Annotated in this window: 25 protein-coding genes and 1 pseudogene; 23 read left to right on the forward strand and 3 right to left on the reverse strand. The window is 39.8% G+C overall.

All coding sequences use genetic code 11. The features are described from left to right. The first annotated feature begins 1 nt into the window (after window position 1). The 16 genes from IQ264_RS01330 to IQ264_RS01405 all read left to right on the forward strand — a co-directional run bounded on the left by IQ264_RS01330 (window position 2) and on the right by IQ264_RS01405 (window position 16,076). Entirely contained in the window at window positions 2-637 is a 636-nt protein-coding gene (locus tag IQ264_RS01330) for a nucleotide exchange factor GrpE (RefSeq protein ID WP_193977828.1), read from the forward strand. 292 nt (window positions 638-929) lie between these two features. Then, window positions 930-1,988, forward strand: a complete 1,059-nt coding sequence (locus IQ264_RS01335) for a class I SAM-dependent methyltransferase (protein ID WP_193977830.1) — start codon at window positions 930-932, stop codon at window positions 1,986-1,988. Window positions 1,989-2,076: 88 nt separating this feature from the next. After that, window positions 2,077-3,306, forward strand: coding sequence for a fatty acid desaturase (locus IQ264_RS01340; protein ID WP_193977832.1), 1,230 nt, complete (start codon window positions 2,077-2,079; stop codon window positions 3,304-3,306). Between the two features lie 95 nt (window positions 3,307-3,401). Continuing rightward, complete coding sequence (locus IQ264_RS01345; RefSeq protein WP_193977834.1) at window positions 3,402-4,040, forward strand: alcohol dehydrogenase catalytic domain-containing protein; 639 nt, start codon at window positions 3,402-3,404, stop codon at window positions 4,038-4,040. 500 nt (window positions 4,041-4,540) lie between these two features. Beyond that, complete coding sequence (locus IQ264_RS01350) at window positions 4,541-6,043, forward strand: reverse transcriptase domain-containing protein (RefSeq protein ID WP_193977836.1); 1,503 nt, start codon at window positions 4,541-4,543, stop codon at window positions 6,041-6,043. A 65-nt stretch (window positions 6,044-6,108) separates the two neighbouring features. Next, on the forward strand, window positions 6,109-6,534 hold the full coding sequence (locus tag IQ264_RS01355; protein WP_193977838.1) for a zinc-binding dehydrogenase: 426 nt from the start codon (window positions 6,109-6,111) through the stop codon (window positions 6,532-6,534). A 528-nt stretch (window positions 6,535-7,062) separates the two neighbouring features. Beyond that, window positions 7,063-7,773, forward strand: coding sequence for a glycine-rich domain-containing protein (locus IQ264_RS01360; protein ID WP_193977840.1), 711 nt, complete (start codon window positions 7,063-7,065; stop codon window positions 7,771-7,773). A 328-nt stretch (window positions 7,774-8,101) separates the two neighbouring features. Continuing rightward, window positions 8,102-8,494 (forward strand): hypothetical protein, encoded by a 393-nt coding sequence (locus IQ264_RS01365; protein WP_193977842.1) that lies wholly within the window; start codon window positions 8,102-8,104, stop codon window positions 8,492-8,494. A gap of 3 nt (window positions 8,495-8,497) precedes the next feature. Continuing rightward, on the forward strand, window positions 8,498-8,926 hold the full coding sequence (locus IQ264_RS01370; protein WP_193977844.1) for a hypothetical protein: 429 nt from the start codon (window positions 8,498-8,500) through the stop codon (window positions 8,924-8,926). Continuing rightward, window positions 8,927-9,667: a hypothetical protein gene (locus IQ264_RS01375; protein WP_193977846.1), complete on the forward strand. Its 741-nt coding sequence runs from the start codon at window positions 8,927-8,929 to the stop codon at window positions 9,665-9,667. Continuing rightward, window positions 9,625-10,329: a hypothetical protein gene (locus tag IQ264_RS01380; RefSeq protein ID WP_193977848.1), complete on the forward strand. Its 705-nt coding sequence runs from the start codon at window positions 9,625-9,627 to the stop codon at window positions 10,327-10,329. The genes IQ264_RS01375 and IQ264_RS01380 overlap by 43 nt, the downstream gene beginning before the upstream one ends. A 2-nt stretch (window positions 10,330-10,331) precedes the next feature. Then, entirely contained in the window at window positions 10,332-10,925 is a 594-nt protein-coding gene (locus tag IQ264_RS01385; RefSeq protein WP_193977850.1) for a hypothetical protein, read from the forward strand. 156 nt (window positions 10,926-11,081) lie between these two features. Then, a complete protein-coding gene (locus tag IQ264_RS01390) occupies window positions 11,082-11,918 on the forward strand; it encodes a ThiF family adenylyltransferase (RefSeq protein WP_193977852.1) in 837 nt (278 codons plus the stop codon). Beyond that, the gene (locus IQ264_RS01395) at window positions 11,915-13,162 is read left to right on the forward strand and encodes a hypothetical protein (protein ID WP_193977854.1); all 1,248 of its coding nucleotides are present in this window, start codon (window positions 11,915-11,917) and stop codon (window positions 13,160-13,162) included. Before IQ264_RS01390 ends, IQ264_RS01395 begins: the two co-directional genes overlap by 4 nt. A gap of 104 nt (window positions 13,163-13,266) precedes the next feature. After that, complete coding sequence (locus IQ264_RS01400) at window positions 13,267-14,676, forward strand: ATP-dependent DNA helicase (RefSeq protein WP_193977856.1); 1,410 nt, start codon at window positions 13,267-13,269, stop codon at window positions 14,674-14,676. A 680-nt stretch (window positions 14,677-15,356) separates the two neighbouring features. Next, complete coding sequence (locus IQ264_RS01405) at window positions 15,357-16,076, forward strand: hypothetical protein (protein ID WP_193977858.1); 720 nt, start codon at window positions 15,357-15,359, stop codon at window positions 16,074-16,076. Between the two features lie 101 nt (window positions 16,077-16,177). Here IQ264_RS01405 and IQ264_RS01410 read toward each other — a convergent pair whose 3' ends face one another. Both IQ264_RS01410 and IQ264_RS32575 read right to left on the reverse strand, forming a co-directional pair. Then, complete coding sequence (locus tag IQ264_RS01410; protein WP_193977860.1) at window positions 16,178-17,320, reverse strand: IS4 family transposase; 1,143 nt, start codon at window positions 17,318-17,320, stop codon at window positions 16,178-16,180. Between the two features lie 315 nt (window positions 17,321-17,635). After that, on the reverse strand, window positions 17,636-17,929 hold the full coding sequence (locus IQ264_RS32575) for a hypothetical protein (RefSeq protein ID WP_228061208.1): 294 nt from the start codon (window positions 17,927-17,929) through the stop codon (window positions 17,636-17,638). Between the two features lie 28 nt (window positions 17,930-17,957). Here IQ264_RS32575 and dnaN point away from each other — a divergent pair, with 28 nt between their 5' ends. From dnaN to IQ264_RS01430, 4 genes are all read left to right on the forward strand, one after another. Next, window positions 17,958-19,127, forward strand: a complete 1,170-nt coding sequence (gene dnaN, locus IQ264_RS01415) for a DNA polymerase III subunit beta (protein ID WP_322744580.1) — start codon at window positions 17,958-17,960, stop codon at window positions 19,125-19,127. Between the two features lie 105 nt (window positions 19,128-19,232). Beyond that, on the forward strand, window positions 19,233-20,621 hold the full coding sequence (dnaX, locus tag IQ264_RS01420; RefSeq protein ID WP_193977864.1) for a DNA polymerase III subunit gamma/tau: 1,389 nt from the start codon (window positions 19,233-19,235) through the stop codon (window positions 20,619-20,621). Next, window positions 20,618-21,556: a DNA polymerase III subunit delta gene (gene holA / locus IQ264_RS01425; RefSeq protein WP_193977866.1), complete on the forward strand. Its 939-nt coding sequence runs from the start codon at window positions 20,618-20,620 to the stop codon at window positions 21,554-21,556. Before dnaX ends, holA begins: the two co-directional genes overlap by 4 nt. A 112-nt stretch (window positions 21,557-21,668) precedes the next feature. Next, the gene (locus IQ264_RS01430; protein ID WP_193977868.1) at window positions 21,669-22,082 is read left to right on the forward strand and encodes a hypothetical protein; all 414 of its coding nucleotides are present in this window, start codon (window positions 21,669-21,671) and stop codon (window positions 22,080-22,082) included. A gap of 447 nt (window positions 22,083-22,529) precedes the next feature. Here the strand turns inward: IQ264_RS01430 and IQ264_RS33795 are convergent. After that, a pseudogene (locus tag IQ264_RS33795) lies at window positions 22,530-22,751 on the reverse strand (helicase-related protein); the annotation flags it as partial. A 189-nt stretch (window positions 22,752-22,940) separates the two neighbouring features. Here IQ264_RS33795 and IQ264_RS33800 point away from each other — a divergent pair. Genes IQ264_RS33800 through IQ264_RS01450 form a run of 3 tightly spaced genes read left to right on the forward strand, consistent with a single transcriptional unit; the run spans window position 22,941 to window position 26,444 of the window. Beyond that, the gene (locus IQ264_RS33800) at window positions 22,941-23,120 is read left to right on the forward strand and encodes an AAA family ATPase (RefSeq protein ID WP_193977870.1); all 180 of its coding nucleotides are present in this window, start codon (window positions 22,941-22,943) and stop codon (window positions 23,118-23,120) included. A 26-nt stretch (window positions 23,121-23,146) separates the two neighbouring features. Then, window positions 23,147-24,661, forward strand: coding sequence for an ATP-dependent nuclease (locus IQ264_RS01445; RefSeq protein ID WP_193977871.1), 1,515 nt, complete (start codon window positions 23,147-23,149; stop codon window positions 24,659-24,661). Further along, window positions 24,651-26,444 (forward strand): UvrD-helicase domain-containing protein, encoded by a 1,794-nt coding sequence (locus tag IQ264_RS01450; RefSeq protein ID WP_193977874.1) that lies wholly within the window; start codon window positions 24,651-24,653, stop codon window positions 26,442-26,444. Before IQ264_RS01445 ends, IQ264_RS01450 begins: the two co-directional genes overlap by 11 nt. The last annotated feature ends 245 nt before the right edge of the window (window positions 26,445-26,689 follow it).

The following is a 26,689-nucleotide window of genomic DNA, read 5'->3' on the forward strand; positions in this document are numbered from 1 at the left end:
TATGGATAGTTATTTTGCGCTTTTTGAAACCTTTTCCCCTTGGATATTACTGATTTTAGGGACAATTTTTTGGTTACTCCATAACCAAAAGCTCCAAAAACAACGGCTAGAGGAACTCGATTTAGCATGTAGAGTAGAGGCGATCGCCCGAAAGTTGAGCGAGCTATCGCCAGAAGCTCCCGAGCAATCCCAGAATGAGATAGTCACGTCCCTAAGATCTACTTACTCATTCTTAGAACGGTTGTCAGAAAAAGAAGTCATATCTGAAAATTTTCAAAAAAAGGTAATACCTGAAAACTATTCCGAACCATCAGAGAAACCTTTACAACTATCTGGTACAGCCAAAGAATTAATTAAAGTTCGAGATTGGGTATTACTTGCAAAAACTGGGAGTGAATCTATAAAGCCTGAAATGTTCGATTCTTTATATCGTCAGTTAGGGCAAGTCTTAGAAAAAGAAGGAGTAACTTCTTTAGAAGAAACTGGTACATACAATGTTGAACGGCAACAAATAGTTGGTACACAGCCTACTAACGATCCATCGCTAGACGAGCAGATTTGTGAAACCATCAGACCTGGGTATCTGTTTCAAGGCCGCTTAATTCGATCGCAGGAAGTTGTTATCTATACAACATAAACTAACTGTATTAAAACACTCTAGTCTTGCATATAGGCATTCTTGGGGAAACAGACCCCCCACAGTAATACAACGCCTGTTTAAGTTTTTTCGTCCTTCCTCGGAGGCATGATAACCATAGTTCTTTAAATTTTTATTTGCTGATTGTCAATACTCATTTTAGATTCAGTTTCATACTGGTGGGGTGATCTTATTTTGCGTCTGGTAAAACGCTTATCTATCAAGCATTCTGAGAATCAAAGCCAAGGTGAAAACCAGGCTGGTAGCGATACAGATGACTTGAAAGAAAAATATGAACACAAACCACCGCTATATTCAGCCCCTTGTTGAGGAAAGATTAGAAACCCGGTTAGGTAATAGCCAATCTAATCAGTTTGTACGCATTCAAGATTTGAAGCCAGCAATTTTTGAATCAGTAAATCAGTGGCTATTTTATCTGCACGAGCAATTCCCTCAAGTATCAAAGGTTCTCGATCTAAACTCCATCAATAACCGCCTTCACTACTTGATAGATTCCGGTCAAATTGGTACTAACGAATTTAGTGAAAATGGTCGAGGTGAAGAGTATACGAATAGCATTGAAATCTATCCGCTAGCTCGTCAAGAAGGCACTGTTGATTTACTCAAGCTAACCCATCCTCAAAAGGAAATCAGATTTTCAAAGAATTATCTTGTAGCAGATTTGCTAGCAGGAGATGGGTATATCAATAAAATTTCCAATGCCTTATTGTCTGAAGAGCAGAGACCTACTGTGCTTAATTCAGATTTATCTTCATACATGATTAAACGCTGCCTTAACCAGGGTTTTGCTGGTATGTTACAAAGCGCAGATGACTTATTTTGGTTCCTTTCTAAATCAATTGATGCTGTCATTTTTGCTTATGGTACGCATCATATTCCAAAAGAACAACGCCCTCAAGCAGCCCGTGAAGCTGCTCGAATTCTGAAACAGGGTGGACGTTGGGTAATGCATGACTTTGAAGAAGGCTCTAGCATGGCTAATTGGTTTGCTCAAGTAGTTAATAAATACTCTAAAACTCGCCATGATTATCCCCACTTTACTCAGCAAGAGATGTTGAATTTAGCTCAGTATGCTGATTTGGAAGATGTGCAGTTAGACTATATCCCCGATCCATTTGTTGTCCAGGCTCCCACAGAATATGATGCTGTTTCGCTCTTAGCTAAATACGTCATCAATATGTACGGTTTGAGTGCTCTGAATGGTGATATCGAGAAAACTGTACAACTTTTGGATAAATACTTTGGGCTTCGTGTTTGCCAAATTCAGTCCTCTATTTATGAAGCACGGGTTGTCCGCAATGCTCTGGTTTGTCACGGTACAAAACCCTAGCTAGCTCTATCTGAGGCAGTTAGTTTTTTTTTGAATTGACTGCCTTCGGTTTTTTTTTGAGTCATACAAGATTAACTGAGGTTTAATTATGCCAAACATAGATTTATCACCTAAAGTTGAGGTGAAATGCTCTTTATCTTCGGAGTCTAGAACAAGCCAAACCGATTATAGAGAGTCAATGGCAAAGTTACCAGGTTTCATGCAAGGCTTACTTACTTGGGTAACAGGCAAACCCCTCAAAGAGCAATTATTACAGACTAAAACCCCAATCTACCATCTAGCAATGGTATTGACAATTTTGCTCGTCGGAACTTTACTGAGTATTTTTGCTGTACTCGCTCAAGGGGTTTGGCTACTACTGCTATTGCCAGGTTGGATTTTTACTGTTTCAGGGGCGCGTCAGCTTCAAGTAGTAATTGTTCATCATTGCGCTCACGCCAATTTTACCCGCAACCGCTCTTTGGATCGGCGCTTAGGTCAGATTATTTCAACCATCCTTCTATTCAGAGAATTTGATGGGTATCAGCAGGATCATATAAAACATCATGCAGATCCTTCTGCTGTTGATGACGAGACGGTCAAATTTTTGCGCTTGCTCTTGGGCATAAGAGAGGGAATGAGCGTGCGCGAACAATGGCAAAGATTGTGGTTCAGCTTAGTGTCACCCATTTTCCACGCTCAGTTCCTAGCTGCTAGATTAATTTCTAGCTTGGGTTCGACTTCTGTTACTCATAGAGTTTTAACTTGGTCATCTCTGATTATTGTTCTGACAATGGTAACTTTAAGCAGCAGTTGGCATATCTTCTTAATAGTATGGGTCTTTCCCCTGACAGTGCTTTATCAAATCAGTACCACTTTGCGTCTTTGTTCTGAGCATCTCCGTTTACCAACCCTCAAAGATAATGCCAGAAGAGATAAGCAATCTTACAGTCAAGCCACAGTTGGTATATTTCTAGGAGATCCAGTACCCGATTTTACTCTGCCTTTCTGGTCGCAATTAAAGCAGTGGTTTTGGTGGTATCTGAGACTGGCACTAATACATATTCCAACTAGAGCCTTTATTCTGGTAGGCGATTGCCCCCATCATGATTATCATCACAGACATCCAAACGGCAATTGGGCTAACGCAACAGTTGCGAGGCAACAAGATATTGATGCTGGGTGTCCTAGTTGGAATGAACCTTACAGAGAAGTAGCTGGTTTATGGGCAGCAATTGAGTTGGCTTTCCAATCCATTAGCCAACAAGAACCTGTAGTTATTGCCCAAACTAACGAGCCTATTCACAAACTCTATACCGTAAGTGCAGAAGAGGGATAGTATTGTCAGGCAGTCGGCTCAGGGTTATTGATTGTAGTGGGTTCTGAGGAATTCCTCTAACCCATAATTTTATTGCCTATTCTCTAGGAGTAACTATGAAGGCAATTTTAGTTAAGAACTACGATGGATCGGAACAGTTACAGCTAACTGAAGTGCCACAACCAGAAATCTCCCCTGTTGATATTCTGATCGAATTGGAAGCTGCTGGGGTGAACTTTGTTGATGTGTATGAACGCTCTGGGGTTTATTCCAATCTTCAACTACCTTATATTCCTGGTAAGGAAGGTGCAGGGGTAGTTGTAGGTAAAGGAGAGATGGTTAAAAACTTTGCTATCGGCGAGCGAGTGGCTTTTCCTTATATTAATTGCGGTAGCTATGCTGAATATGTAGCGATTCCAGCTTCTCAAGCCGTATCCTTACCAGCAGAGATTGACTTTATCACAGGTGCTGGTTGTTTATTACAGGGGTTAACTGCTCATTTCTTAACCCATGATACTTTTCGATTAGGAACGGGGCATACTGCTTTAATCCACGCAGCTGCTGGGGGAGTAGGTCTGCTAGCAGTGCAAATGGCCAAGCTAAGGGGAGCGACAGTTATTGGCACTGTTTCAACAGAAATCAAGGCTCAAATGGTTAAAAAGGCTGGGGCTGATTATGTAATCCGTTATGACCAAGAAGATTTTGTCGTGCGATTCGTTGTAGCCGAATCAGTGAATAAAACCACAAAAAAATAACGCTACTCACAGCCATTTAGAGGCTGTGAAACTCTCAAGATGATGAGGGTGCAAGCCCCTCCCATCAGGTAAGGATGTGACTCCCAATCTAGCCACAGCGACCAGACTCGGAATTCTGGAGACTGAAGCTGGCAGTAGGGCGCAATCAGAGCTTGACCGAAAGCACACTGGCGCTAGGGAAGTTCCCAAGGTGAAACATAGCCTAAAAAAGCAACTCATCTTCAAGCCGGACGGAAAAGAATAACCCCCCGGACTTCGCTAGAGTAAAAACTCGCTAGCTTATGCCAAAGAGACTAGCCTTACCTTGGGTTTCTAGCAGTTGAAATGGCTACACCTAACGGAACAAGACAATCGCTTGAGGGAACGAAGAAAAACGAGTCTAAGGTCTTGGGAAAGGTCGAACCCCAGGTAGACATGACGAGATGTGGAACCCCTTAGATTCGGGTAGGATTCAGCGTAATTGCTGAAAGGCAATCAGAATACAGAAATAGGAGTAGAGCATGATTGGGCGCAGCCTAAGTGCTAGCGAATTTTGGAAAAAGCTACCCTGGAAGCAATTTCGGCGTAATCTATTCCGCCTACAAGTAAGACTGTACAAAGCTATTCGAGCCAATGACCTGCGGAAAGCTAAGTCATTACAAAAGCTAATTCTGAAGTCCCGTGCAGCAAGGCTATTGGCAATCCGTCAAGTAACACAGCTAAACGCAGGAAGGAAAACCCCCGGTATTGACGGCAAAGCGTCCCTGACACATCAAGAACGCTTAGATTTGAGTACAAGACTCAAGTTGAATGTTAACACCTGGAAGCACCAAGGGTTGAGAGAAATTCCTATACCAAAAAAAGATGGGTCAACCCGGATTCTCAAAGTGCCTACCATAGCAGATAGGGCTTGGCAATGCCTCGTCAAGTACGCCTTGGAACCTGCACATGAAGCTACATTTCATGCTCGGAGTTACGGATTTAGGCCAGGAAGAGCGGTACAGGACGCTCAGAAATTCCTGTTCTTAAATCTAAACTCAAAAGCGAATGGAAGCACTAAATATGTCATCGAATTAGACATCGAAAAATGCTTTGACCGAATAAGTCATACCGCCATCATGGATAGACTCATTGCCCCACTAAGCATTCGCAACGGGATCTACCGTTGCCTAAAATCAGGAGTAAACCCAGAGTTCCCAGAACAAGGAACGCCCCAAGGCGGAGTATTTAGCCCACTATTGGCTAATATTGCATTAAACGGTATCGAATCCATACACCAATCAGTCAGGTACGCCGATGATATGGTGTTCATATTGAAGCCCGAAGATGACGAACGAAAAATACTTGACAAAATCAGTCAGTTCCTTTCTCAAAGAGGAATGAAGGTTAGTGAAAAGAAGACAAAAATCACCGCATCGACAGATGGATTTGACTTTCTAGGATGGCATTTTAAAGTGCAAAAGAACGGAAAGTTTCGGAGTCAGCCCTCTGAGGAAAACTTCAAAAAGTTCCGAGAGAAGGTCAAGAAAATCGTCAACAACTCGAATTATGGGGCAATGGTTAAAGCCCAAAAGCTAGCACCCATTGTCAGAGGTTGGAGAAACTATCACCAGTTCTGTAAGTTAGATGGCCCAAGATTTAATTTATGGCACATCAACAAGAGAGCCTGGAAGGTATTCAACAAAGAAAGTAAGCTTAATCGATATCAGGTAGATGACCTGATAAGAAAAGCATTTCCGGCTGTCCCTTACCACGAAAACAAATTCGTAAATGTTAAAGGAGACAAGTCACCTTTCGACGGAGATACTCTGTACTGGACAAAGCGCAATAGCGCATTGTATGACGGTACGACCTCTAAGATGCTTAAAAAGCATAACCATACTTGTGGATACTGTGGGCTTCTCTTCATCGGAGAAGAAAAGGTGCATCTGCATCATATAGACGGCAATCATAGCAACTGGAAAACTAATAACTTAATGGTTGTACACGAAAGCTGCCACGATTATATTCACATGAGCAACTAAGATTGTCGGAAGCTGGGTGCGATGAAAGCCGCACGCCCAGATTTAACTGAGAGGGGCGAGGGGTAATGCCCTCCCTCGACTCAACCTCAGCCGTGATGGATTGGACAGATGGAGTCGGTGTAGATGTTGTTTACGACTCTGTGGGAGTGGCTACCTTCAATCGCAGTCTGCAAATTCTCAAAAGTCGAGGCTTATTAGTTGTGTTTGGCCAGTCTAGTGGTGTAGTCCCAGCAGTAGATTTGAACTCTCAATTAGGAAATCGAGATAAGAAGCGTGGCTCTTTTTATATAACTCGTCCTGTAATTCGACACTATATTGGTGATGAATTAGCTTTAAAGTCAAGAGCAGACGAATTATTTAAGTATATAATTACAGAAGCTATCAAAGTTCTGATTGGGTATCAATACGATTTGTCAAGTGCAAAAAAAGCGCATGATGATTTAGAGAAGCGTTTAACTATAGGAAAATCTATTTTGCGAATACCTTTTTAAGGTAATAGCTGGTAAATAATATAAGCATAATAATTATATGGTTATTATGGTTTACCAATTCCGGCTAACGTTTCTAACGTTGAAACCTCTGCCACCCAAACCTTCTTAACGGGGCTTAGACAAATTCTGGGCTTAAAACGGCCTGTATTCCTTTCTGGTCAAGAGTTTTAGATCGAAAGGGATATATAAGCCTAAAACCCAGTCGTAGCAAGGAAAACTAAAAATTGACCTCAAAATCTCTTGACGACTGGATTTGAGCCTATTTTTAAGCTAAATTCTGTCTAAGTCCATTCAAATAATACGAAATAGCGAAGCTAATATTTCTCAGTATTGGAAGTTTTTTACCTTATTAAAAATTTGATTGTTGGATCGGTTTTAGATCACTTAAAGCTGTCCTTATTGATCTTTTTTTGGCTATTGCTAATTTTAAGGCAACTTGAGATTTTGATATTAGAAAAGGTGCTGCTTTATAAATAAGCAAAGCAGAGCCTACCAGTAAAACACCTACATAATTAAGACATAAGAAGAATGACACACTCTCTAATAACCCAGCAAGAGGTTAGGTTAAATTGTTCAGTTCAACTGGTCGATCAACAGATTGAGTCCACCTTCTGTCAGACTAGGAGAATTACTCTCCCTCTTTTGATGGCTATGCAAGAGAAGGAACGACAACTGATCGCAACGAATGATCGCCAGAATATCGACGGTATTCTTCGATTCTTACAAAATTTGAAAGTTATTAATCTCGAAGCGTTGGCTTTAAGATTAATGAATCCAAAAACGGGTTTTGGTTGGAGTCATCAGCAGACTCTACGGGCGATCGCTCGTTATTTTATGTTCTTGTTTCTGATGTATCTATATCCAAGTGGTGTGATTATCCCGACAAAAGAAATTGACCGCGTGTGGCATACACACATTATTGACACGCGAAGATATGAAGCCGACTGTTTAATGCTTTTCGGTTACTTTTTGCACCATGATGTTTGTGGTAACGAAACTGAGGCAGAGGAACAAGCTTTGGATAGTGCTTTTACAGAAACAGTCAAACTGTTTGAAAATCACTTTGGTGCAGAGATTTTAGCAGACGCAGACAATGAAGACTGGCAAATAGTTGCTAAGAAATCTCCACAACGAGGGGCTTGCCTGCGACCAAGGCCAAAAGAGCGCAGAAATGAAATAGCTAAGCTAATACCAGTGGCGTGCGACATGAAGCCATCTACTAAGCACAATAATGCTTGATGATTGAGAGGCTGCCCTCTCCAGAGAATCCTTCTGGAGGGGTGCATCCGTCTTTGTAACTAGCAAAATAACCCACATAATGCCTCAAAACATCGCCCGTGGCTTACAGCTGACGGCGGTATTCGTAACCAATCCACGATTAGCAACCGTAGGTAAAGCTACAGTCTGACGTTGCTTTTCTACCAATTCGCTCAAAAAATCAGTTGGCATTTCTACCAGTAATGCTTCTTTGACTTGCTTTTGTTGTGCTGCTGTGACGCCTAATTATTACTATAAAAAATGGCTAGCGCCATTGGAAAAGATGATTTTGATTGTTAAATAAACTTTGATGAACAACAAAGAAGAAAACCTTTTAGAAAATGTTGAGCAAATAGAAAATCAAAATCCCAACATTAGCTTTGAAAAGGCTGCCCTGATTATAGGAGTACAAATCCTGCCCCAATTTGAAAGTTCTTTAACCCGTTGTGTCATCCTGAGTGCGGGTATCAAAGGAGAACCACCTCTTCTATCTAGTTGTACGCTGACTGAACTGCTAACTGGTATTCCCATTCAAGAAACTTTACAGAAGTTAGAAGAAACATTACCCGAAATCATTGAGACATCTAGAAATAGAAAAAAGGCCAAGCAACAGGAAGTCCAAAATATTTCAAGACGCATCCATACTCCACAATCATTGCCGGAAAATCATGACAACAAAAGCACTCAACTTACTCTATTTTAGAATATGCAGTACATCTTGAAACTAGAAGGCCAAGATATTCCTCTGACTCCCGAAGTCGCTGCTAGTGACCAAACAATTCGGGATGCGATCGCTCCCTTTTTCCCCGACGCTACCACTGCCGAAATCAAGCGAGAAGAAGCGGATGGAATTACTGTCATTCGCTTAGTCAAGAAAGCAGGTACTAAGGGAAATGTAATGCAAAAGCTGGCGACTGCTGAAAATCAACTCAATCCAGCGATCGTACTATCATGGCAACTAAAAATGGCTGAAATTAAAGGTGAACTAACATTAGAAACTTTGTTAGGAATTCAGCCTTTGATTCAAACAGCTATTCAAGAGAGCGAACAATGGCAAACTGATATAAGCAGAGCAATCTGTCACCTCAAAAATTGCCAATCTATGCCCTCGATTAAACCCATTATTGGCATCTAAATGATGGAACTCAGGAAATATCAAATTCCTCTTTCTGGAGGAGACTGCTTTGAATACCTGCAATTCCTTCAGTTACAAGCAACCCTGCTCCATCTTTATCAAGAACTTTTTCCCACTCAATGGAACAATTCTACCACTGGGCTGTTTCAAAAATCTTGTTCTGTAGTCTATACAGACCGAGAACTTGAATTTTTGAAACTGCTCAATTCATGGTTTCCCATTGAATATTATGATGACCTGGAGGCGATTGAAGAACGATACGAAGAAATTCCCATCTATCCCCAAAATTTTAGCTGGTGGAATGAAGACTTCGAGCAACTCAATCCGGTCGAACAATTCATCATCAGTTTACTAGGCTGGGGATATGACCTAGAAGAATGGGAATCCGTCTTTGGTTTTACCCCTACCCACATAACACCACCAGAACAGATTGATTGGGAAAAATTAGAACAGCTATCTCTTGCTAACGAAGCGCCTCTGCAATACTTGTACAATGTCGTTAGCATTATCGATCGCAGTTCAGATTGCATTTGGATTGATATTACCGACGAATGCTGGGAATCTTTACCTTGGACGAAAGAGAATATTCTGTACTTGAAAAACCAGTGGGAATTGGCTGTGGAATTATCGCAGCAGATGGCAGCATTTTCTGAATGGTTGACTGTCAACGTCGAACACAGGTATAAAGCTTTTAATTTATGGAACCAAGCCCAGAAAAGCAGTTCGCATTGCCCCCATTAGACATAGGAAGCATTGCCAGAGCTATCATTTCTAAAACCGAGCTAGGCCAAGTACAAGCCCAGCTTTTATTCTTAGAAGGACAGTACGTTTTTATCTACCAGGAACAAGAAAAAACACACTGTAAATTTCTGTCACCCACTGCCTTAGCACAAGCCTTTGCCCATACTGATATTGATTCGGGTTGGCTAAATTCTCATACCGTTCGCTGGGGTCATGGGTTATCCGGGGAATGGGTAGTGCAGTACTATCCACCCCAACAGTATCAAATTCAAATCCATAACGAGAAATGGCAAATTCCTCTACCCGCGTTCGTATTTGCAGGGTATCAAACTAGGTACTGGATTTGGGCATCGAAAACCAAACAATTTGACCCAGATGCCCCTTTGTACGCTGCACCTTTGCCTAATGTTTATGGCGATGGTGCAATTTGCTTTGGCGAACTGCATCCACCTAACTGTTGTGAAAGCCAGATAAGACGAACTTGGGAATTATTTTGGCAGAGTAATTTCAGCAATCATCTAATTCAAGGAAAATCAAAGCGCTATCCTCAAGACGTGCTTAAGCAACTAATGCAGGTTACGAACAAACGAAATTATCCCATCAAAGATCTAGTGCTTATCAATAATTCTCTCAGTGAAATTTTGTCAGCAATTACGAGATGAATATGACTCAATTTGTAGAGTATAAAACGGCTCTACATTCAAGTTTACCTCCGATGAGTGCTAGCGCACTCGAATATTGGTTATCTAGAAATGGCGTATTTGTTAGAGCGCAGCGACAAGGAATTAAAGCTTGTTTTCCAATCGCCAATTGTCGAATTGCTGGATTGGCAACAATAGAACCTTATTTCCAAATGGAATACCCTCGTGTACCGATGGAAATAACCAAATTGATGTTATTACTTAGTGAAGACGCGGGTGAGAATGAAATACTTTTTCACCTATCCTTTAGAACTGGAAATTGGCATTTAGAAGTACCAGCCCAAATTGCTACGCCAATTAGCGTTACGCCGTTAATAAATTCGCTCGATTCATCTTATGAAAGAGCTTTGATTGAAGTGCATTCTCATGCCAATATGAGTAGCGAGTTTTCGGAAACAGACAATCGTGAAGAAACTGGATTTAGAATATTTGCAGTTTTAGGTAAGCTGAAAAGCCAACCGGAAATTAATGCTCGAATTGGCATTTATTCCCACTTTTACTCGCTTCTTGCATCTTGGGTATTTGAGCTACCACCGACGCTGGTTGAGAAAGCGTGAATTTAGGGTACTTGTCGCACCTATTTTCTGCGATAATGGGCTTTCCTTACACACGAGAATCAGTATGGTTGATTAACCTACTGATTCTTTTATTAGAAATGAAAACTATTTTTAAATAACTCACAAAATTTACCGTATTTTCGCGATCGAAAATATATGCTAAACCTAACTTACAGCAAATCTGTACCAATTTTAACTCGCAACAGCCAACAAATCAACATCTGGATTATTGGAACTGGGGGAACAGGAGGATGGCTTGTACCTAATATAGCTAGGCTACTCAAAGTCTTAGAAACAAGTACCAACAAAAAGGTTAGTTGCACTTTGGTAGACCCCGATGTTATTGAAGCTAAGAACATTGCCAGACAGAACTTTATTCAGAGTGAAATAGGCTGCAATAAAGCTCTAGTTTTAGCAACTAGATACAACCTGGCATTGGGATGCAACCTAACTGCGATCGACAAATCTTTTCAGCGAGATTTATTAGATAATTATTGGAGAGGTTTAACAGTAATTATCGGCTGTGTAGATAATGCAGCAGCCCGTTATCAAATCAGCCAATGTTTGGAATTCAATCAAAATAAAGAACCGAATATTTGGTATTTGGATTGCGGCAATCACGCCCATTCAAATTCTGGACAAGTATTATTAGGTTCAACCAATCAATTTGAACTTAAAAACGCTTTCGACAACCCAGAAAGTCCTAGCTTTTGTATCAACCTGCCTTCACCTAGTTTGCAGCATCCTGAATTGTTAGAATCTCAACCTGAAGAATTAAGCGATACTACACTTTCTTGTGCGGAAATCGCATTACGCAATCGGCAAGGATTATTTGTTAATCAACAAGTAGCTACGATTGCTACAGAGTATGTCAAAGCGCTGCTATTAACAGGAGGATTGAGACGATTTAGTACCTACTTTAATGGTGATATTGGCTCGATGCGATCGCACTACATTTGGACTAGCAATCTAGCTCAATATAACTCAAAATGAACCAACTTTTCAACCTCAACACGACAGACCAAAATCCAAACAGTTTGCTCGAAATGACTGATGAGGAAATCCAAAGCTTAGAAGTTCTAGACGTAGTAGCAGTTTTTGGAGCATCCCTTCCTCAACCAGAGTTAGTAAAACCGCACCTGTTTAATTTAGGCGATATTGTAACTCAAGGTCAGCATTATGGAGTGGTAACTTCATTAACTGAAACAGACCGACCTATAACTATTACCTGGGATGGAAGGAGTGATTCTGAAGCCGATGCTTTTGCTTATACACTCGACGAAATTCGATTTTTTCAAATTTCGATCGTTTCACAATTTGTACCGCTCAAAACTCTTCTAGAGCTACCAGCGAACACGACTATGCAGTTTGGCAATGCTAAATTGGTGAAGTTGAATCAGACGAGAGTTTTTTTACTTGAAGAAGTTACCGAGCATCATCTAATTATTCGCTCTCTTGACGAGCGATTTCGCTTTACTAGACAACTGTTTCCCGGACGTTTATTTGCTTGTGCTGTAGACATTCCAATTCTCGATCGGCCCGAAACAGCTAGCCCTTTGACTCTTTTAGAACTAAAAACGAGATTAAGGGTACATCTAGCCTTGGCTATGCCTAATAATTTGGAACTTATCACTACTGCGAAAAAGCAGCAAATCTTTCAGGAGTTGAGATGTTTACTAGCAGAAGAAAGGTATGATGATTTTCACCTTAATGCTGCTTGGGAAGAACTTTGGCAGCAACAACTAAAAAGTTTAGTTCAAGACCGAGATTTTCACGGGATTTATCTTGGTTCGCGTATCCTGAGACAGCGAAGTGGAATAAAAATATTCGGAACAATTGTCGAATTAAATATTGAACTTCTGCGACCTTTTCAAATTCAATGGGATAGTGGAGAAGTTCAAATTTACAGTTTAACTGAATTGAGATGCTTGGGCATTACTCAAATCGAGCCAATCGCTAAATTATCGCCGAATGTTGCTTACCAAGTTAGTGGGGATGGTTCGTATTTTAAAGCTTGGATTGGCTTTCGTACCAAAGCGCTAGCTAAAGCTTGGTGGCGTTTTATTAAAAAGCAAGTCGGCTACCTCAGCCACTTGCAAGACTGCTATACTCCAGAACTTCGCCATACTGATAAACGGTACGAATATGGAGTAGAGAAGTATCGACAAAAAACTCTAGCCAAACGCATAGAGGCTCTCCAAAAAGTAGCAGAACTCAATTTAGAGCAAATACCCTGAAATGAAGGAGTAGACAATAATAAAAATTATGACTACTCCGCAATTACTTTAATAAGCTAACGCTTAGATTGTTGGTTGATGAAATTATCAATTGGAGCGAATAGATGATGCAAAGTTTACTAACACATCCTCAAATAATCAATCCGCCGTATCCGTTTAAGCTGAAACCACAACAGCAACAAGCTCTCTCAAAATTAAGAGAATTCTTGTCAAGCACAGAGTCCTTTTTTCTATTATGTGGCTATGCTGGTACGGGAAAATCTACAATCATCGTTCAGTTCATCAAAGAACTACTAAAACAAGGCAAACGAATTGCACTGACTGCTCCCACTAATAAGGCTGTTAATATTCTCAAAAAGATGGCAACCAAGCACGGTATTTTAGGAGTTGATTTTCTGACGATACACCAACTTTTAGGGTTAAGTATGGTCAGCAAAGAACAAGATAAAGTCTTAGAACAGACTACTTCTAGCAGTCTCCATTTGTATGACATCATCTTTCTCGATGAATGTTCGATGGTGGGAAAACAATTGTGGAATTGGATAGAACGCAGTTTTGAAAGGACGTTGTTTAACCACCGCAAGTTAATTTTGATGGGAGATTCTGCTCAACTTAATCCAGTCGGAGAAAAGCGAAGCCCTAGCTTTAGCGTTACCGCTCGAACGTTTCTGACTGAAGTAGTCAGACAAGCTGGAGAAAGCCCAGTACTTGATTTTATCACTGATTGCCGTCAAGCAGTTAAAAGTAAAAGTTCTAATTCGTTTTTTCTCCCCCATTCTCAATATAAAAAGGGGGATAAATCGAATGGAGCTTTTAAAGTTAAGACAGAAACATTGCTGCAATATGCAATTAAAGTCATTCACTGTAAATTTGCCGACAACCCAGATTGTTTTAGAATTCTCTGCTGGACTAACAAACGAGTAGACTATTACAACCAGATAATTCGAGAACAAATATACGGGATAACTGCACCCCGATTTGTTCCAGGCGAAAGGTTAATTACCAAAAAGCCAATTATGGCTCCCGATGGCAAGACGGTAATTTTATCAACTTCAACAGAATTTACAGTGAAAGAAGTGGAAACGAATCAGCACTATGGTTATCGAGTCTGGCTGCTCAAGATTGTCACCGATGATGGAATGGTGCGGCAAATTTTTGTGCTGCATGAATCGGAGAAAAAGCGCTATGAAGTTGAATTGGAACAGAAGCTTAAAAGTGCCAAGCGTAATGGATTTTTGTGGCGCAAATATTATTGGTTCAGAGATGATTTATTTGCTGATGTTAATAATTGTTTTGCACTGACAATTCATAATTCGCAGGGTAGCACTTTTGATGGGGTAGGGATTGATGGAGATGATCTGGTGACTCGATTATTGATAGGAGATGATATGAGTGTAAAGCAAAAAATCAAAGAGTACCACCGCTTGTGGTATGTAGGAGCATCGAGATGTAGGGAACGGCTATTATTTATAGCTCCTAAAGAACACCGAATTGCGCGATTGCATTGTAGGTAGAATTTTTTTGATTAGCTTCTCAAAAGTTTTGAGTAAAGTCTCGATCGCTTGTTGAGGTTTGTGTACGGTACAGAAATGCGGCTGGGTTTTAAGAAGTAATTTAGAGAAGCTAGACAGGTAGAAAATTCAAACAACTTAGGCAGGACTTTACAATTTGTGAAGTCCTGTTGTTTAAGTGATAATCAGAACAGTTGAGCTTGTAAATTATTTACAGCCTGACTGAGCCTTTAATGCGCGAATGGTTCCGCTATTCAAACTTATCTAAATTTCTATTAGAGATTGGAACACCGCAAAAACATCTCTGATGTTGGTGAGGAAGAAGGGTTAAAACTTGCGATTGCTTTCAATGTCTATCATTATTCAAAAATCGATCGGTAATAGGTTTTAGAGAACATCACCATCCATTATTTTTTCTATATAAAAGTTGTTTCGGCTTGAGCTAATGGGAAAATATAACACAGATAAACAAGGTAAGGTTGTAAGTAGTTGGACAAAAGCCATCGACACTGTGTTAAGGGTTGTAAAAACTATGAAATCGTTACCAGCAGGCTGATTAACCAGCTTTATAAAACTTAAGACAGTTAACATTATTTATGTCCGACTACTTAATTCGGAATGCTTGACATTTTTTTCATTTTTTTATTAAGATACTCATCAATAATACTCAAAATATAATAATAATGATCGATCTGTTAAATTTACCAAACCTGGTTGTTAATCAAGGCAAGCTCCCCACTGTACCAGCGATCTACTTCGTCCGATATGGGCGTAAAGTATTATATATTGGCAAAACCGGAAACCTCCGGCAACGTTGGGCAGGAAAAAACCATCATCTTTGGGAGAAGGATTGGTTCTCTTATTGGGTTGAGACAGGTGAGGATATTCGCATAGCCTGGTTAACATACTCAGATATGCTGTGGTCTAACAAAACAGAGCAGATGTCCAAACTTGAAAAAAATCTGCTCCAACATTATAAACCGTATTTCAATGAACGGAACCTGGAACCAAAGCCACCTATCAGACGGATTACTATTAACCTTAGCTTGGGGGATGAATTCAAGTCAGTTTGCAAACGTAGTGGGCTAAGCATGATTGAAGTTATTAGCAAACTGATTCAGGAGTGGTTAAAGAATCCCGTAACTATCCAAACAAAAGATAGCAGCAAAGCCAGGTATGAATACTCCTATTCTTCTTCCTCTCTATATAAATCGAGCAGACCGAAGCAGGTTGCCATTGCTCCAAGCTTATGGGATGAATTCCAGTCAACTTGCGGGCGTAAGAATCTAACAATGAATGAAGTTGCTAACGCACTAATCCAGAACCTACTTGATTACTTAATCACTCATTCGTATAATTATGTAACTATTCACAGGGGGTTCCAATTTTATGCGATACACTAAATATTTTGTAGTGGTTTGTAATAAATTGGTTTGCTAATTGCTACTGTATCTCATAAAAGCGGGAACTGCTGGCAATTAATTTTCAGGGGGCGACAACGGAGCTAGGAAGCTTGCTGGATCTGGGTTATAGCGTTTAAACCCCGTTGATAAAATGAGCGCTTATTGCGAACAGAAGTGACCAATTCCTCAACCCACTCCTGACACTCATGAAAGGCGGCTATCCAATTGTGACCATACAAACCGATCCAGAAATTGCTATGCCTTCGTTTATTTCTCCCTGCTTCCTTTGGCCGACAAATATAAGCTGATTTCCCTAAAGTGCTTATTTGTTCCCCTTGTAACCAAGCCGTGCTCATCGCGATAGCAATCAATAAGATTAAACGTACTAATTTATCCTGTGAAGCTTGAGAACCTTCTAGGTTATAACCACCAGTTTTACAATCCTTAAACATTGCTTCAATCCCCCAACGTTGTTTATAAGCTTTTACCGCTGTTTCTAAATCACTTAAATTAGTTAGGAGATACCAAGGTGATTTTTCTTGTTTATTTTTATATTTCCTGCGCCAATATATAGCCAAATTAAACCGACCAAAACCTTTTTTTTGGGTAATGTTAATTTCTGAGAAAAATTTTCGTTGACCGGGTGCTAGCTGAATACTTGATAGGGAATTAAATTTTTTTCTTTTCAGGCGAAAAGTCGTATCCTTTTTTTGCCTCAACACGAACTTGACACCTTGACGGTCTATCCACTGCGCCAAGTCTACACTGTGGAACTCTCTGTCCCCTACAATCACTATTTGATGAGTTTTAAATAATTTAATTACAGGGCGCAAGACGACTTGTTGTTCTCTCAAATCACTCGCACCTTTTTTAGATAATAAAATCCAAAATATCGGGAAAGCGCGTTTTTGATAAATCGCACTGGCCATCAGGATATTATTCTCTTGCCAAGCGGTTCTATCCAAGGCAATAATCAATCGTTTTCCTTTGGGTATGCGTTGATTAACAATTTCTTTAATCAGGGGAAACCACACCAAAACTACGCTTAACCTAGTCAAACTTAAAAAACGTTGTAGATGGCGACGGCGACTGTTCTGTTGAATTGGTAAAGGCAAGGTTGCAGCCAGCCTTTCTATTTTTACTTGTTTCTGGCTTTGCAGCAGCCATACTAATAATTTTAATGTAATCAGTTGGGTTTCAGTCAGATATTTTTGGAGATGGTTTTGAGAGAATTCAGGTAGCATATTTATCACGGTCTTGTTGAAATAATAAGACCGTTCTTTTTTACCACAAGAAGAGCAGCTAAATTCAGTTTTATTTTTCTCTCAATAAAGTTTGTTCTCAATAAGCTGGGAAATTTTTCACCCAGTCTGAACCTTACAACCCTGCATTCATCTTGGTTTCGGGGCGCTTGTCGCCCCCTGAACAATTAATTACTCAATACCTCTGCAAAATACTTACAGACTCAACATTTTTCGATTGAATTATTGCTAGACTTAGCAACGAGCGATCGCCAATCCCACAAGTGTCCCCATCATCGAGGCACTATGAGATTGATATTAGTTCACATCTGCTACCGCAGTAGAAATCCAGATAATCAAACTGGGTTCAATCATGACAAAAGCTCCACTCAAAAAATTCACTACAGTAGAAGCAGATACTCCAAGAAAAACCTCCAAGAAAAAGCGGCCATCGACTGCTAAATCTTCAGTAGCGGGTGAAGAGAAAGTACGCAGAGTCAAGGCTACATCACCTCTAACTAACCAACCCGAAACAATCTCTCCAACTGAGGTTGAAGAAGTTTCCGAAACCTTAACCCCATCCCCCTCAACTGCATCTGAAGTTGAAATCATTTGCAATTCTAGAGAATTCAACGATTACGTGCAAGCCCTTAAAACCATAATTCCTAATAATAGCACCCACCCTATCTTGTGCAATGCACTAATTGAAGCAGATGCAGATGCACAACAATTGCACCTGACAACCTATAATTTGGAATTCGGTTTGCAAGTGAGTTTCGATGCTACAGTCAATCAACCGGGAGCTTTGACACTTCCTGCACCCATACTTGCTGAAATTTTAGGTAAGTTTCCATCTGGTCGTCTCACCTTAAATAGCCAACTGACGACTTCAGGTACAAACACTCCATCGGTTAGTGCCACGATGAAGATGTCAGGAAGTCATCACGTTTTACGCGGACTTTTGAGTGATGAGTTTCCCCCTATTCCCAAGGTAGAACAAAAGCTGCTTTCTCTGCCTGCTAGCGTATTATTAGCAGCGCTTAAAGGTAGTTTATTCGCTGTCAGTTCTGATGAAGTTAAAAGGATTATAACAGGCGTTCATTTCCAACTGAGCCACGATAGCGAAAGGGGACTTGACCAATTGAGGATTTGCACAACAGATGGTCATCGAATTGCCATGATTTTAGGATTAAGTGAAAGCAGCGATAATCCCAATCCTTTGATGAATTCCCCGGTACAGTTCACCGTACCTGCTAAAACACTTAAAGTCTTAGAGCGCAATTTAAACCCATCTGACCGTCTCTCTATCTACTACAATATTTCGACTCAAACTTCGCAAAAATTTGTAGCATTTCGGTGGAAAAACTGGCATTTAACCAGTCAATTATTGGAGGGAGAGTATCCCGATTGTAGCCAAATTATCGATCCATACAGGAATCGGTTCGATCGTGAATTACTGATTGAGCGATTGGCATTGTTGAAAGCTTTAGAGCGTTTAGCGACTCACAGCGATAAATCTCATGTTACGGTCGTTTTAGAATTTAATTCCGAGCGGCAGCAAGTTCAAGCATCAATTAGTAACGCTATTAGTGCTGGAACTGAAATCTTGGATGCCAAAATTATTGGAAGTGACTTGAAGCTGAAGTGCGATATTCGCTATCTAATTGAAACTGCCAAAGCGATTTCTAGTTCGGATCTGCGAATACTTTTGGCAACACCTACAACACCCATTTTGATATCCCCTTTTGGCACACCAGCATCGGGAGAAGCTGCGATCGAATCGGAGTATGTTCTCGCACCACAAGAATGATTAATTGCAAGGGAGAAGGATTTTTTAGTTTTCCTACTCTCCCTATCCTTAAATTTTTCATCCCCTAACGGGGAGTTACTCAGCACTTTGAATAAAACTCGAATAATGCACCAACCATTACCGCTCAAATATCGACCAAAAACCCTCTCAAGTTTAGTCGGTCAAGAACCAATTAAAACGGCGCTAACAAATGCCGTTACTTCCATTAAAATTGCCCCGGCTTATCTGTTTACAGGGCCAAGAGGAACGGGTAAAACTTCCACAGCACGTATTCTGGCTAAATCTCTCAATTGTCTTAGCAGCCAAACTCCCACAGCCACTCCCTGCAATAAATGTACATCGTGTAAAGCAATTGATGCAGGCAATAGTTTGGATGTGAGTGAAATTGATGCTGCTAGCCACAATGGGGTAGAAGATGCTAGAGAATTAATCTCTAGTAGCAATTTTGCGCCAGCAATGAGTCGATATCGGGTATTCGTTTTAGATGAATGCCATCAGCTTAGTAGTAGCGCTCAAAATGCTCTCCTCAAGTGTATTGAAGAACCACCATCTCATGTGGTATTTATTCTTTGTACGACAGAAGCGCACAAAGTATTACCAACTATTAGTTCGCGCTGTCAAACGTTTAACTTCAAAGCACTGTCTATTGAGGCAATTGTCGGACAATTGTCGAAAGTAGCTCTTCAGGAATCGATCGCGATCGCAGATGAAGCAACTAAACTTATCGCACGGCATTCTGAGGGTGGTTTGAGAGATGCTTTGCAATTGCTTTCTCAATTATCGCTGATGGGAGAAGAAATTACACCAAACCATGTGATAGAAGTGTCTGGTGGGATTTCTTCTAACGATTTAGCTGGTATTGTACGAGCTATCTGTGCAGGTGATGTGCTGGCAGTATTGCAATCGGCGAGAACCCTGATTGATAGCGGTAAAACACCGAAATTAATCCTCAGTAGTATGCTGGCAGTTTATCGCGATTTACTGATCGTTAAAAGCGTACCCAAAAGTGAAAGTGCGATCGCGGGAACTCTTAGCTACTCGCAATTGCGACAAATCGCTAGCAGCTTGGATTTCCATAGCATAGATGCAGCTTTAATGCAACTACAAAAGTCGGAGAGTCAATTGAGAATGACGACTAATGGTGCTACTTGGTTAGAAGTATGTTTGCTCAACTTGATTCAAAAGAGCGAACGCCAACCGTTACGAGAACAGCAAGTAAGTCGATCGCAGTATAACGGGAATGGAAATGGTACAACTAAAGATTTGGATTCGGTTTGGGGTCAGGTTATTGAAGCAACGAAACCAGCTAATCGCACCCTACTATCTCGTGCCAAATTAGTAAGCTTAAAGGATGGTAAGTGCATATTAGCAGTGCAAGCATCTGATGTCAAAAAGTTTCAAACCAATATTGTATTGGTAGAGCGAATTGTCAGTAAAGCATTGAGATATTCCGTTACGGTTGCCATCGAACAACAGGAGAAAGTTTCAGCATGATAACGCTATTGATTGGTAACGATACTGAAGCGATTAAGCGAGAATTGGCAAGTTTAAAAGTACAAACGCATCCAGTGTGGCGAGACTTTAACGTGCATCGATTTAGTGCCGAACAATTGAGTGCTGCGATAATGAGTGCTTTGTCGGTTCCTTTGGGTGAAGGTAGCAAACTGATTATCGTAGAAGGCTGTGATTTTAAACAGTTTGGCGAGATGGGATTAGAGATTTTGCAACCTTTATCTATGCTACCTAAAACTACCCATTTGGTGTTTATCGCTACTTCGATTGATAAACGATTGAAGGTAAGTAAACATTTGCTATCGTTAGGCAAGCTGAAAGAATTTAATTTGATTCCACCTTGGCGTACCGACTTAATCGAACAAGCGATCGCAAATACTGCTAAACAGATGCAGCTAACTATTGCTCGTGATGCTGTTAGCTATTTAGCACAAGCGATTGGCAATGATACTACCAGAATGGTGAAGGAATTGGAAAAGCTAGCTGTCTATGCAGCAGGTAAGCGGATTACCAAAGAGCAAGCTATTTTGCTAATTCCTACTACAACCAGCAATAGTTTACAATTAGCTCAAGCCTTATTGGAAGGTAAAACTATTGAGATCGTTCGGATAGTACGTGAGTTGCTATCGAGAGCAGAATTCCCCCTGGTAATTGTTGCTACTCTCATCACTCAGTTTAAGACATGGTTGTGGGTAAAAGCAGCATTGGTAGCTAAACGCTCTGAAGAGGAAATTGCTAGTTTATGTGGATTGGGTAATCCGAAAAGAATGTATTTTCTGCGGCAAGAGGTGAAGGAGATTTCGATAAATTATTTGTCAAGAGCGCTTTCTATGCTGTTTGAATTAGAAGTTGAACTAAAAAGTGGAGAAAAGGCTGATTCGATCCTGCCAGCATTGTTGAGAATTTGCCTTTCTTAAAGGGTTGGAACTTTCCCTATCTGCGAAAATTGAATTGTCAATAGGCGCTATTGGTTAAAAACCAGTAGCGCTAACTTGTAATGCTGTGCAAAAATTAAATGTAGGTTTTTGAATGAATCCATCCATAGTAATTACTTTAATCGATCCAGACTGCAGCTATTCTCTCCCTGCTCGTTGGGGCAATGATTATCAAATCGATAGGATTGAAAAAGTTTATCTGAACGGGCAGCAAGGATTATGCTTGCATCTTTCTAGTTTACAAGATGAAAAAATTGATACTTTCATTCCAGGGTGTCAGCCAATTAACTGCACTACTGAATACCCTTACTTTTACTTACTTTGCTTACCAAACGAAATTCCTCCTGCGATTGGAAGTGCATGGGGAAACTTGTATCGAATATCAGAATGTTGTCAAGTTTTAAGGAAAAGTTATTTTAGCAAAGAAAAGTATTGCTTGAGATGGCATTGGAGATTAACGCTCAGTATGAGGAGAGAACCAATTAAACTACTTCCTCCTGTTCAGTAAAGATTAGCAAAAAAGTTGTTTGTAGTTAATTTATTTGAGTTGTAAGTCAGCGCTTGAGATCCCCGACTTCTCTTGTCAAGTCGAGGATCTCGCCTTATGTAGGCGGTAATCGCAGGGGGTTTAGGCAGTGCGGAGCCGTTTTCGATCGCGATTCCCCGATTTTGTGGACTTTTTGCTGCGGGTGGGTGTGGATGGTGTCTGGGACTTTCTCTGGCTACTGCGACGTTGATTCGATTGCTTCGGCTTCGGTTGCTCTGCCGCAGGGGGAGGTTGGCTTGTACCCTGGAATCACGTATGAGGGAAGGGTTCGATTGAGCAACCGTTCGATGTTCTTCAGGAAGGGATATTCATCGCTACAGACCAGGGAAACGGCTTGTCCAACGTTTCCAGCGCGACCTGTGCGACCGATGCGATGCTTTTATCAAAGAGGTCTGAGAGCTATAAGCCTCATCCAGCAACCACTTTAGCCTCGTTGTCGCCCCCTGAAACGTTGGGCAGTTCAAAGTTCACCACATGGGGAAGCTGGTCGATATCTAGTCCCCGCGATGCTACGTCGGTGGCGACTAATACCCGCACTTTCCCTTGCTTAAAGTCTTGCAGCGCACGGGTGCGGGCTGCCTGAGTTTTGTTGCCATGAATTGCGGTGCTTTTGAGCCCATCTTTAGTAAGCTGCTCGGCTAGACGGTTGGCTTTAGGTTTTTAGAGTCAGCCCATTGAGGTGTTGGCAGGGTATAGAGTTTCCTGATCGGTGTATGAATTGGAGTTGCTCATTGAATGCTTTCAATTCTAAGGTCTAAACTAGCGATCGCGTGTTTCTGAAGCTAGAATATAGGGTAGTTTGCACAGTGTTTAAGCCTTATGAGGATTTCTACGCTTGAGATCAAGAACTATCGGAACTTAGATGGGGTTAAAATAAAGTTTCATCCTACAACAAACTTCATTATTGGGGAGAATAATTTAGGTAAGTCAAATTTACTCGATTTATTAAATATTATATTTAACAAAAATAATTTTTTGAATCAGATTTTTGGAATCTAGATAATCAAATTCAAATTAATTTTTCATTGGGACTTTCCGAGCTTGAGCAAGGATTTTTTGATGATTTGTTTGATCCTAACAACAGAGAGGAAATAAATCTAGTAGCTATTCAAGAATCTCCTGATGAAATAATTAAGTTTCAACATCAAGAAACACAAACAGCTATTCATAGTAGCAAAGTAAAATGCGTCAATTACATAAACTATGACTCACTGAGGAATCCATCATCTGAACTAAGCTTTTCTAATAATAGAGGTGTTGGTAAATTCTTGCATCATATTATAGTCAAGTATCTAAGAAATGGCAGTTTGCAAGACTCTGACTTTGTAATTACTGAAAAAATTGATGAATTTATAATCGGAGTCAACCAATCTTTGCAAAAAATTAAATCGTTTCGAGATTTCTCGGTGCAAGCTGTTAGGGAAGAGAATAACGAGAACTTGTTGGCAAAGCTCATATTATTAGCAGATGATAATAATCGAACTTTGGAAAACTTAGGTTATGGCGTACAGTTCTCAATAATTATCACCTTGTCAATTCTCGAAAGGTTACTAAGCCTTAGCCAGCAGCGTTTAGATAGATGTATTGTCGAAGATAGCTCAAGTGGAGAAAAGTGCATTCCAGTTTTAATAGGGTTGGATGAACCGGAGATTCACTTGCATCCTTATGCTCAAAGAAGTTTAATTAAATATCTTATGCGAGTAGTAAATAATGATGATCCAGATTTTAGCTCTCTTCTTGCAGAGATATTTCAAATAGATAGATTGCTTGGACAAATTATAGTTGTTTCACATTCGCCTAACATTTTACTAAATGACTATAGACAGTTTTTAAGAATCTCTAAAGATGACAATGGTTCTATGGTTGTAAAAAATGGGTTTGATATAAACCTAGATACAGCTACTGAAAAACAGCTACTCAAGAATCTGCCTTATGTTAAAGAAGCGTTTTTTTCTAAAGTAGTAATTTTGGTTGAAGGCGATAGTGAACTTGGCGCTTTCCCTATTTTTAGTGAAAAAATGAATGTCGATCTAGATGAATTAGGAATTAGCGTTGTTCAAGCAGGAAGCGCTGATTCGATTCCACCTTTAATGAAATTGCTAAATGAGTTTGGTATTCAAAATATAGGAGTAATGGATGCTGACAAGAGAGCCAGTCATAGTGGTACTCCAAATTTGTTTTTCACGCAAGGAGAGGATTTTGAAGAAGATATGTATGATAGCTTCAATATCGCAGATTATGCAAAATATTTAGAGGAAGAATTCCCTAATTATACAAAGGTTAATTTTTTCATGGGAAAGGCTAGGAGCATCAGCGTTCCTCTTGATCCTCAAAACCTAATTCATCCTCAGTTAGCTTCTTTATCCTCAGATAAAAACCAAGAACTCAAAGATATCTCAAAACAGGATATTCTCCCTACTTTAAGAAAAAAGAAAAGTCTTCTTCTTGGAAGAGATTTAAGTAAATACGTTACTGTAATTCCTCAAGTATATAGAGATTTAATTCAAAAAGCAGTTGAATTATCGAACAATGTTAAGTGAATCAGAACAGAATCAATTATTACAGAAGCTCAGAACTCTACATTCTGACGATGAAAAGCAGCTTGAGGTTGTCTTCTCGGAGTCTAAGAGACTTATTGTTGAGGCTCCTGCGGGCTACGGAAAGACGAAAACCATGATTAGTAAGGTAGCTTATCTACTAGCTACTGGACAAATTGCTCATCCCAAAAAAATCCTTGCATTAACATTCAGTGTTAATGCAGCATATAAAATTAAAAAAGAGCTTTCTGAACATTTGCCTTACCTAATTCAGTCCATAAATTCAAATCAACTTAGAATAAATCAGAACTTATTTGTCTCAAATTATCATGGTTTTTGTAGGCATATTTTAAAAAAATATGGTTATTTGCTACATTCTAAACTATCCAATTTAGATATACTGAAATCTGTAGATGATTCCAGAAACGAAGAAATAACTGAGCTTCTAAAAATATCTTATGATAATGCTTTAATGTTTACTAAATATAGTGATGCTGTTAAAAAGGTAGACAAACAATATCTATCAAAATTCTTCCATCGATACACAGATGGAATCATAGAAAGGTTTCTTGATAAGGATTATATAAGTTTTAATGGAATCCTTGCGCTTACTTTAAGGCTATTTCATGACTATAGTGAAGTGCTTCACTTCTATCGGGGTTATTTCCCCGTGATTATTGTGGATGAGTTTCAGGATACAAATGTTTTAAGCTGGGCTTTATTAAAGAAGCTAGTAGCTAATAAAACTCAATTAGTTTTTATGGGAGATTCCTTGCAAAGGATATATGGCTTTATAGGCGCTATACCGAATTTAATGCTTGAGGCAGAGCAACTATTTTCTATGGAGCAGATAGTACTTGAAAAGAATTATAGATTTATGTCTAATCCACAGATGCTTCAACTGGATAAAAATATCAGACTAAATGCAAAGAAACCTGATGCTCCAGCTATTCAAACAAATGCGAAGATTCCATTTATATTTGCTAATAATCAACTAGAAGAAGCCAAAAAAATCACACAACAGATAAGTTGTTTGCTATCTTATGAAGATGGTCAACTGTACAAAATTGCAATTTTAGTAAAACAAAGAGGAGTAAACATTGAGAAAATTATTGAGGTACTTATCGAGAAGGGTATTTCCTATTTTTATGCTCTCTTTGGTGACGATGATCCAGAATATTTATTATTTCATAGAGAGTGCTGTTCTCAATTCACCGCTCAATTAAGAAAGGATATTAGAATTTCCAAAGTAACCCTAAGAAAGTTTTATCTTAAAATTGAAGAAACATTCAAACATAGTAGCAGTCCAGTAATAAAGTCATTGCTGAATTTACTAGAAGTTTTTTTGTCCAGGGTCTTAAGCGATTACTCATTTCTAAGCGCCGAAGATAAATTAATCCTCATAAGAGATACTTTTGACAATAGAACACTAAAGCAAAACATGGAATATGTTAGTGAGAGTGTCATTATATCAACCATTCATGGAGCAAAAGGATTGGAATGGGATTATGTATTAATGCCAGATATGGAGCAATACTCTATGCCTAACTGGTATGGACTCTGCGGAGCCTGTAACCATAAAAGCAACTGCAATTTAACTGTAGATAGTAGAAATGAAAAAAATTTCATAGAAGAATTAAGCGTGTTCTATGTAGGTGTAACTAGGGCAAGGAAACAGGTTTTATTTTCTGCAAGTAGTACTCGTTTCAAAGCAAACGGAACTACACAACAGGCAAACTTGAGTTGTATGCTAAAACTTCCTGGTATAACTCTTGTGGAGCAATAACTGTTTATCCAGCCTTCAAACTGCTAGAGCTGCGGAATTTGGTCTTTTTGTTCTTTAGTCAGGGTGTTATAAAGGGCTAATTCTCGCTCTCTATACGATTAATTTAACAGGTTTTAATATTGCGGGTACGACAAGCCGACCGCAATATCGATTTACCGATTCAGAGCCAAATGTTAACTATATTGTAGCTTTTCGGTATTCAGATTCAACTCGATCCGATTGGAAATTTATCAAAATAATCGAGC

It is taken from the genome of [Phormidium] sp. LEGE 05292 (genome assembly GCF_015207735.1).
Lineage (GTDB): Bacteria > Cyanobacteriota > Cyanobacteriia > Cyanobacteriales > Aerosakkonemataceae > Floridanema.

Excerpts from the sequence above, each read along its gene's own strand:
- IQ264_RS01330 (WP_193977828.1), top strand. The coding sequence starts at position 2 with ATGGATAGTTATTTTGCGCTTTTTGAAACCTTTTCCCCTTGGATATTA.
- IQ264_RS01335 (WP_193977830.1), top strand. The coding sequence starts at position 930 with ATGAACACAAACCACCGCTATATTCAGCCCCTTGTTGAGGAAAGATTA.
- IQ264_RS01340 (WP_193977832.1), top strand. The coding sequence starts at position 2,077 with ATGCCAAACATAGATTTATCACCTAAAGTTGAGGTGAAATGCTCTTTA.
- IQ264_RS01345 (WP_193977834.1), top strand. The coding sequence starts at position 3,402 with ATGAAGGCAATTTTAGTTAAGAACTACGATGGATCGGAACAGTTACAG.
- IQ264_RS01350 (WP_193977836.1), top strand. The coding sequence starts at position 4,541 with ATGATTGGGCGCAGCCTAAGTGCTAGCGAATTTTGGAAAAAGCTACCC.
- IQ264_RS01355 (WP_193977838.1), top strand. The coding sequence starts at position 6,109 with ATGCCCTCCCTCGACTCAACCTCAGCCGTGATGGATTGGACAGATGGA.
- IQ264_RS01360 (WP_193977840.1), top strand. The coding sequence starts at position 7,063 with ATGACACACTCTCTAATAACCCAGCAAGAGGTTAGGTTAAATTGTTCA.
- IQ264_RS01365 (WP_193977842.1), top strand. The coding sequence starts at position 8,102 with ATGAACAACAAAGAAGAAAACCTTTTAGAAAATGTTGAGCAAATAGAA.
- IQ264_RS01370 (WP_193977844.1), top strand. The coding sequence starts at position 8,498 with ATGCAGTACATCTTGAAACTAGAAGGCCAAGATATTCCTCTGACTCCC.
- IQ264_RS01375 (WP_193977846.1), top strand. The coding sequence starts at position 8,927 with ATGATGGAACTCAGGAAATATCAAATTCCTCTTTCTGGAGGAGACTGC.
- IQ264_RS01380 (WP_193977848.1), top strand. The coding sequence starts at position 9,625 with ATGGAACCAAGCCCAGAAAAGCAGTTCGCATTGCCCCCATTAGACATA.
- IQ264_RS01385 (WP_193977850.1), top strand. The coding sequence starts at position 10,332 with ATGACTCAATTTGTAGAGTATAAAACGGCTCTACATTCAAGTTTACCT.
- IQ264_RS01390 (WP_193977852.1), top strand. The coding sequence starts at position 11,082 with ATGCTAAACCTAACTTACAGCAAATCTGTACCAATTTTAACTCGCAAC.
- IQ264_RS01395 (WP_193977854.1), top strand. The coding sequence starts at position 11,915 with ATGAACCAACTTTTCAACCTCAACACGACAGACCAAAATCCAAACAGT.
- IQ264_RS01400 (WP_193977856.1), top strand. The coding sequence starts at position 13,267 with ATGATGCAAAGTTTACTAACACATCCTCAAATAATCAATCCGCCGTAT.
- IQ264_RS01405 (WP_193977858.1), top strand. The coding sequence starts at position 15,357 with ATGATCGATCTGTTAAATTTACCAAACCTGGTTGTTAATCAAGGCAAG.
- IQ264_RS01410 (WP_193977860.1), bottom strand. The coding sequence starts at position 17,320 with ATGCTACCTGAATTCTCTCAAAACCATCTCCAAAAATATCTGACTGAA.
- IQ264_RS32575 (WP_228061208.1), bottom strand. The coding sequence starts at position 17,929 with ATGATTTCAACTTCAGATGCAGTTGAGGGGGATGGGGTTAAGGTTTCG.
- dnaX (WP_193977864.1), top strand. The coding sequence starts at position 19,233 with ATGCACCAACCATTACCGCTCAAATATCGACCAAAAACCCTCTCAAGT.
- holA (WP_193977866.1), top strand. The coding sequence starts at position 20,618 with ATGATAACGCTATTGATTGGTAACGATACTGAAGCGATTAAGCGAGAA.
- IQ264_RS01430 (WP_193977868.1), top strand. The coding sequence starts at position 21,669 with ATGAATCCATCCATAGTAATTACTTTAATCGATCCAGACTGCAGCTAT.
- IQ264_RS33800 (WP_193977870.1), top strand. The coding sequence starts at position 22,941 with ATGAGGATTTCTACGCTTGAGATCAAGAACTATCGGAACTTAGATGGG.
- IQ264_RS01450 (WP_193977874.1), top strand. The coding sequence starts at position 24,651 with ATGTTAAGTGAATCAGAACAGAATCAATTATTACAGAAGCTCAGAACT.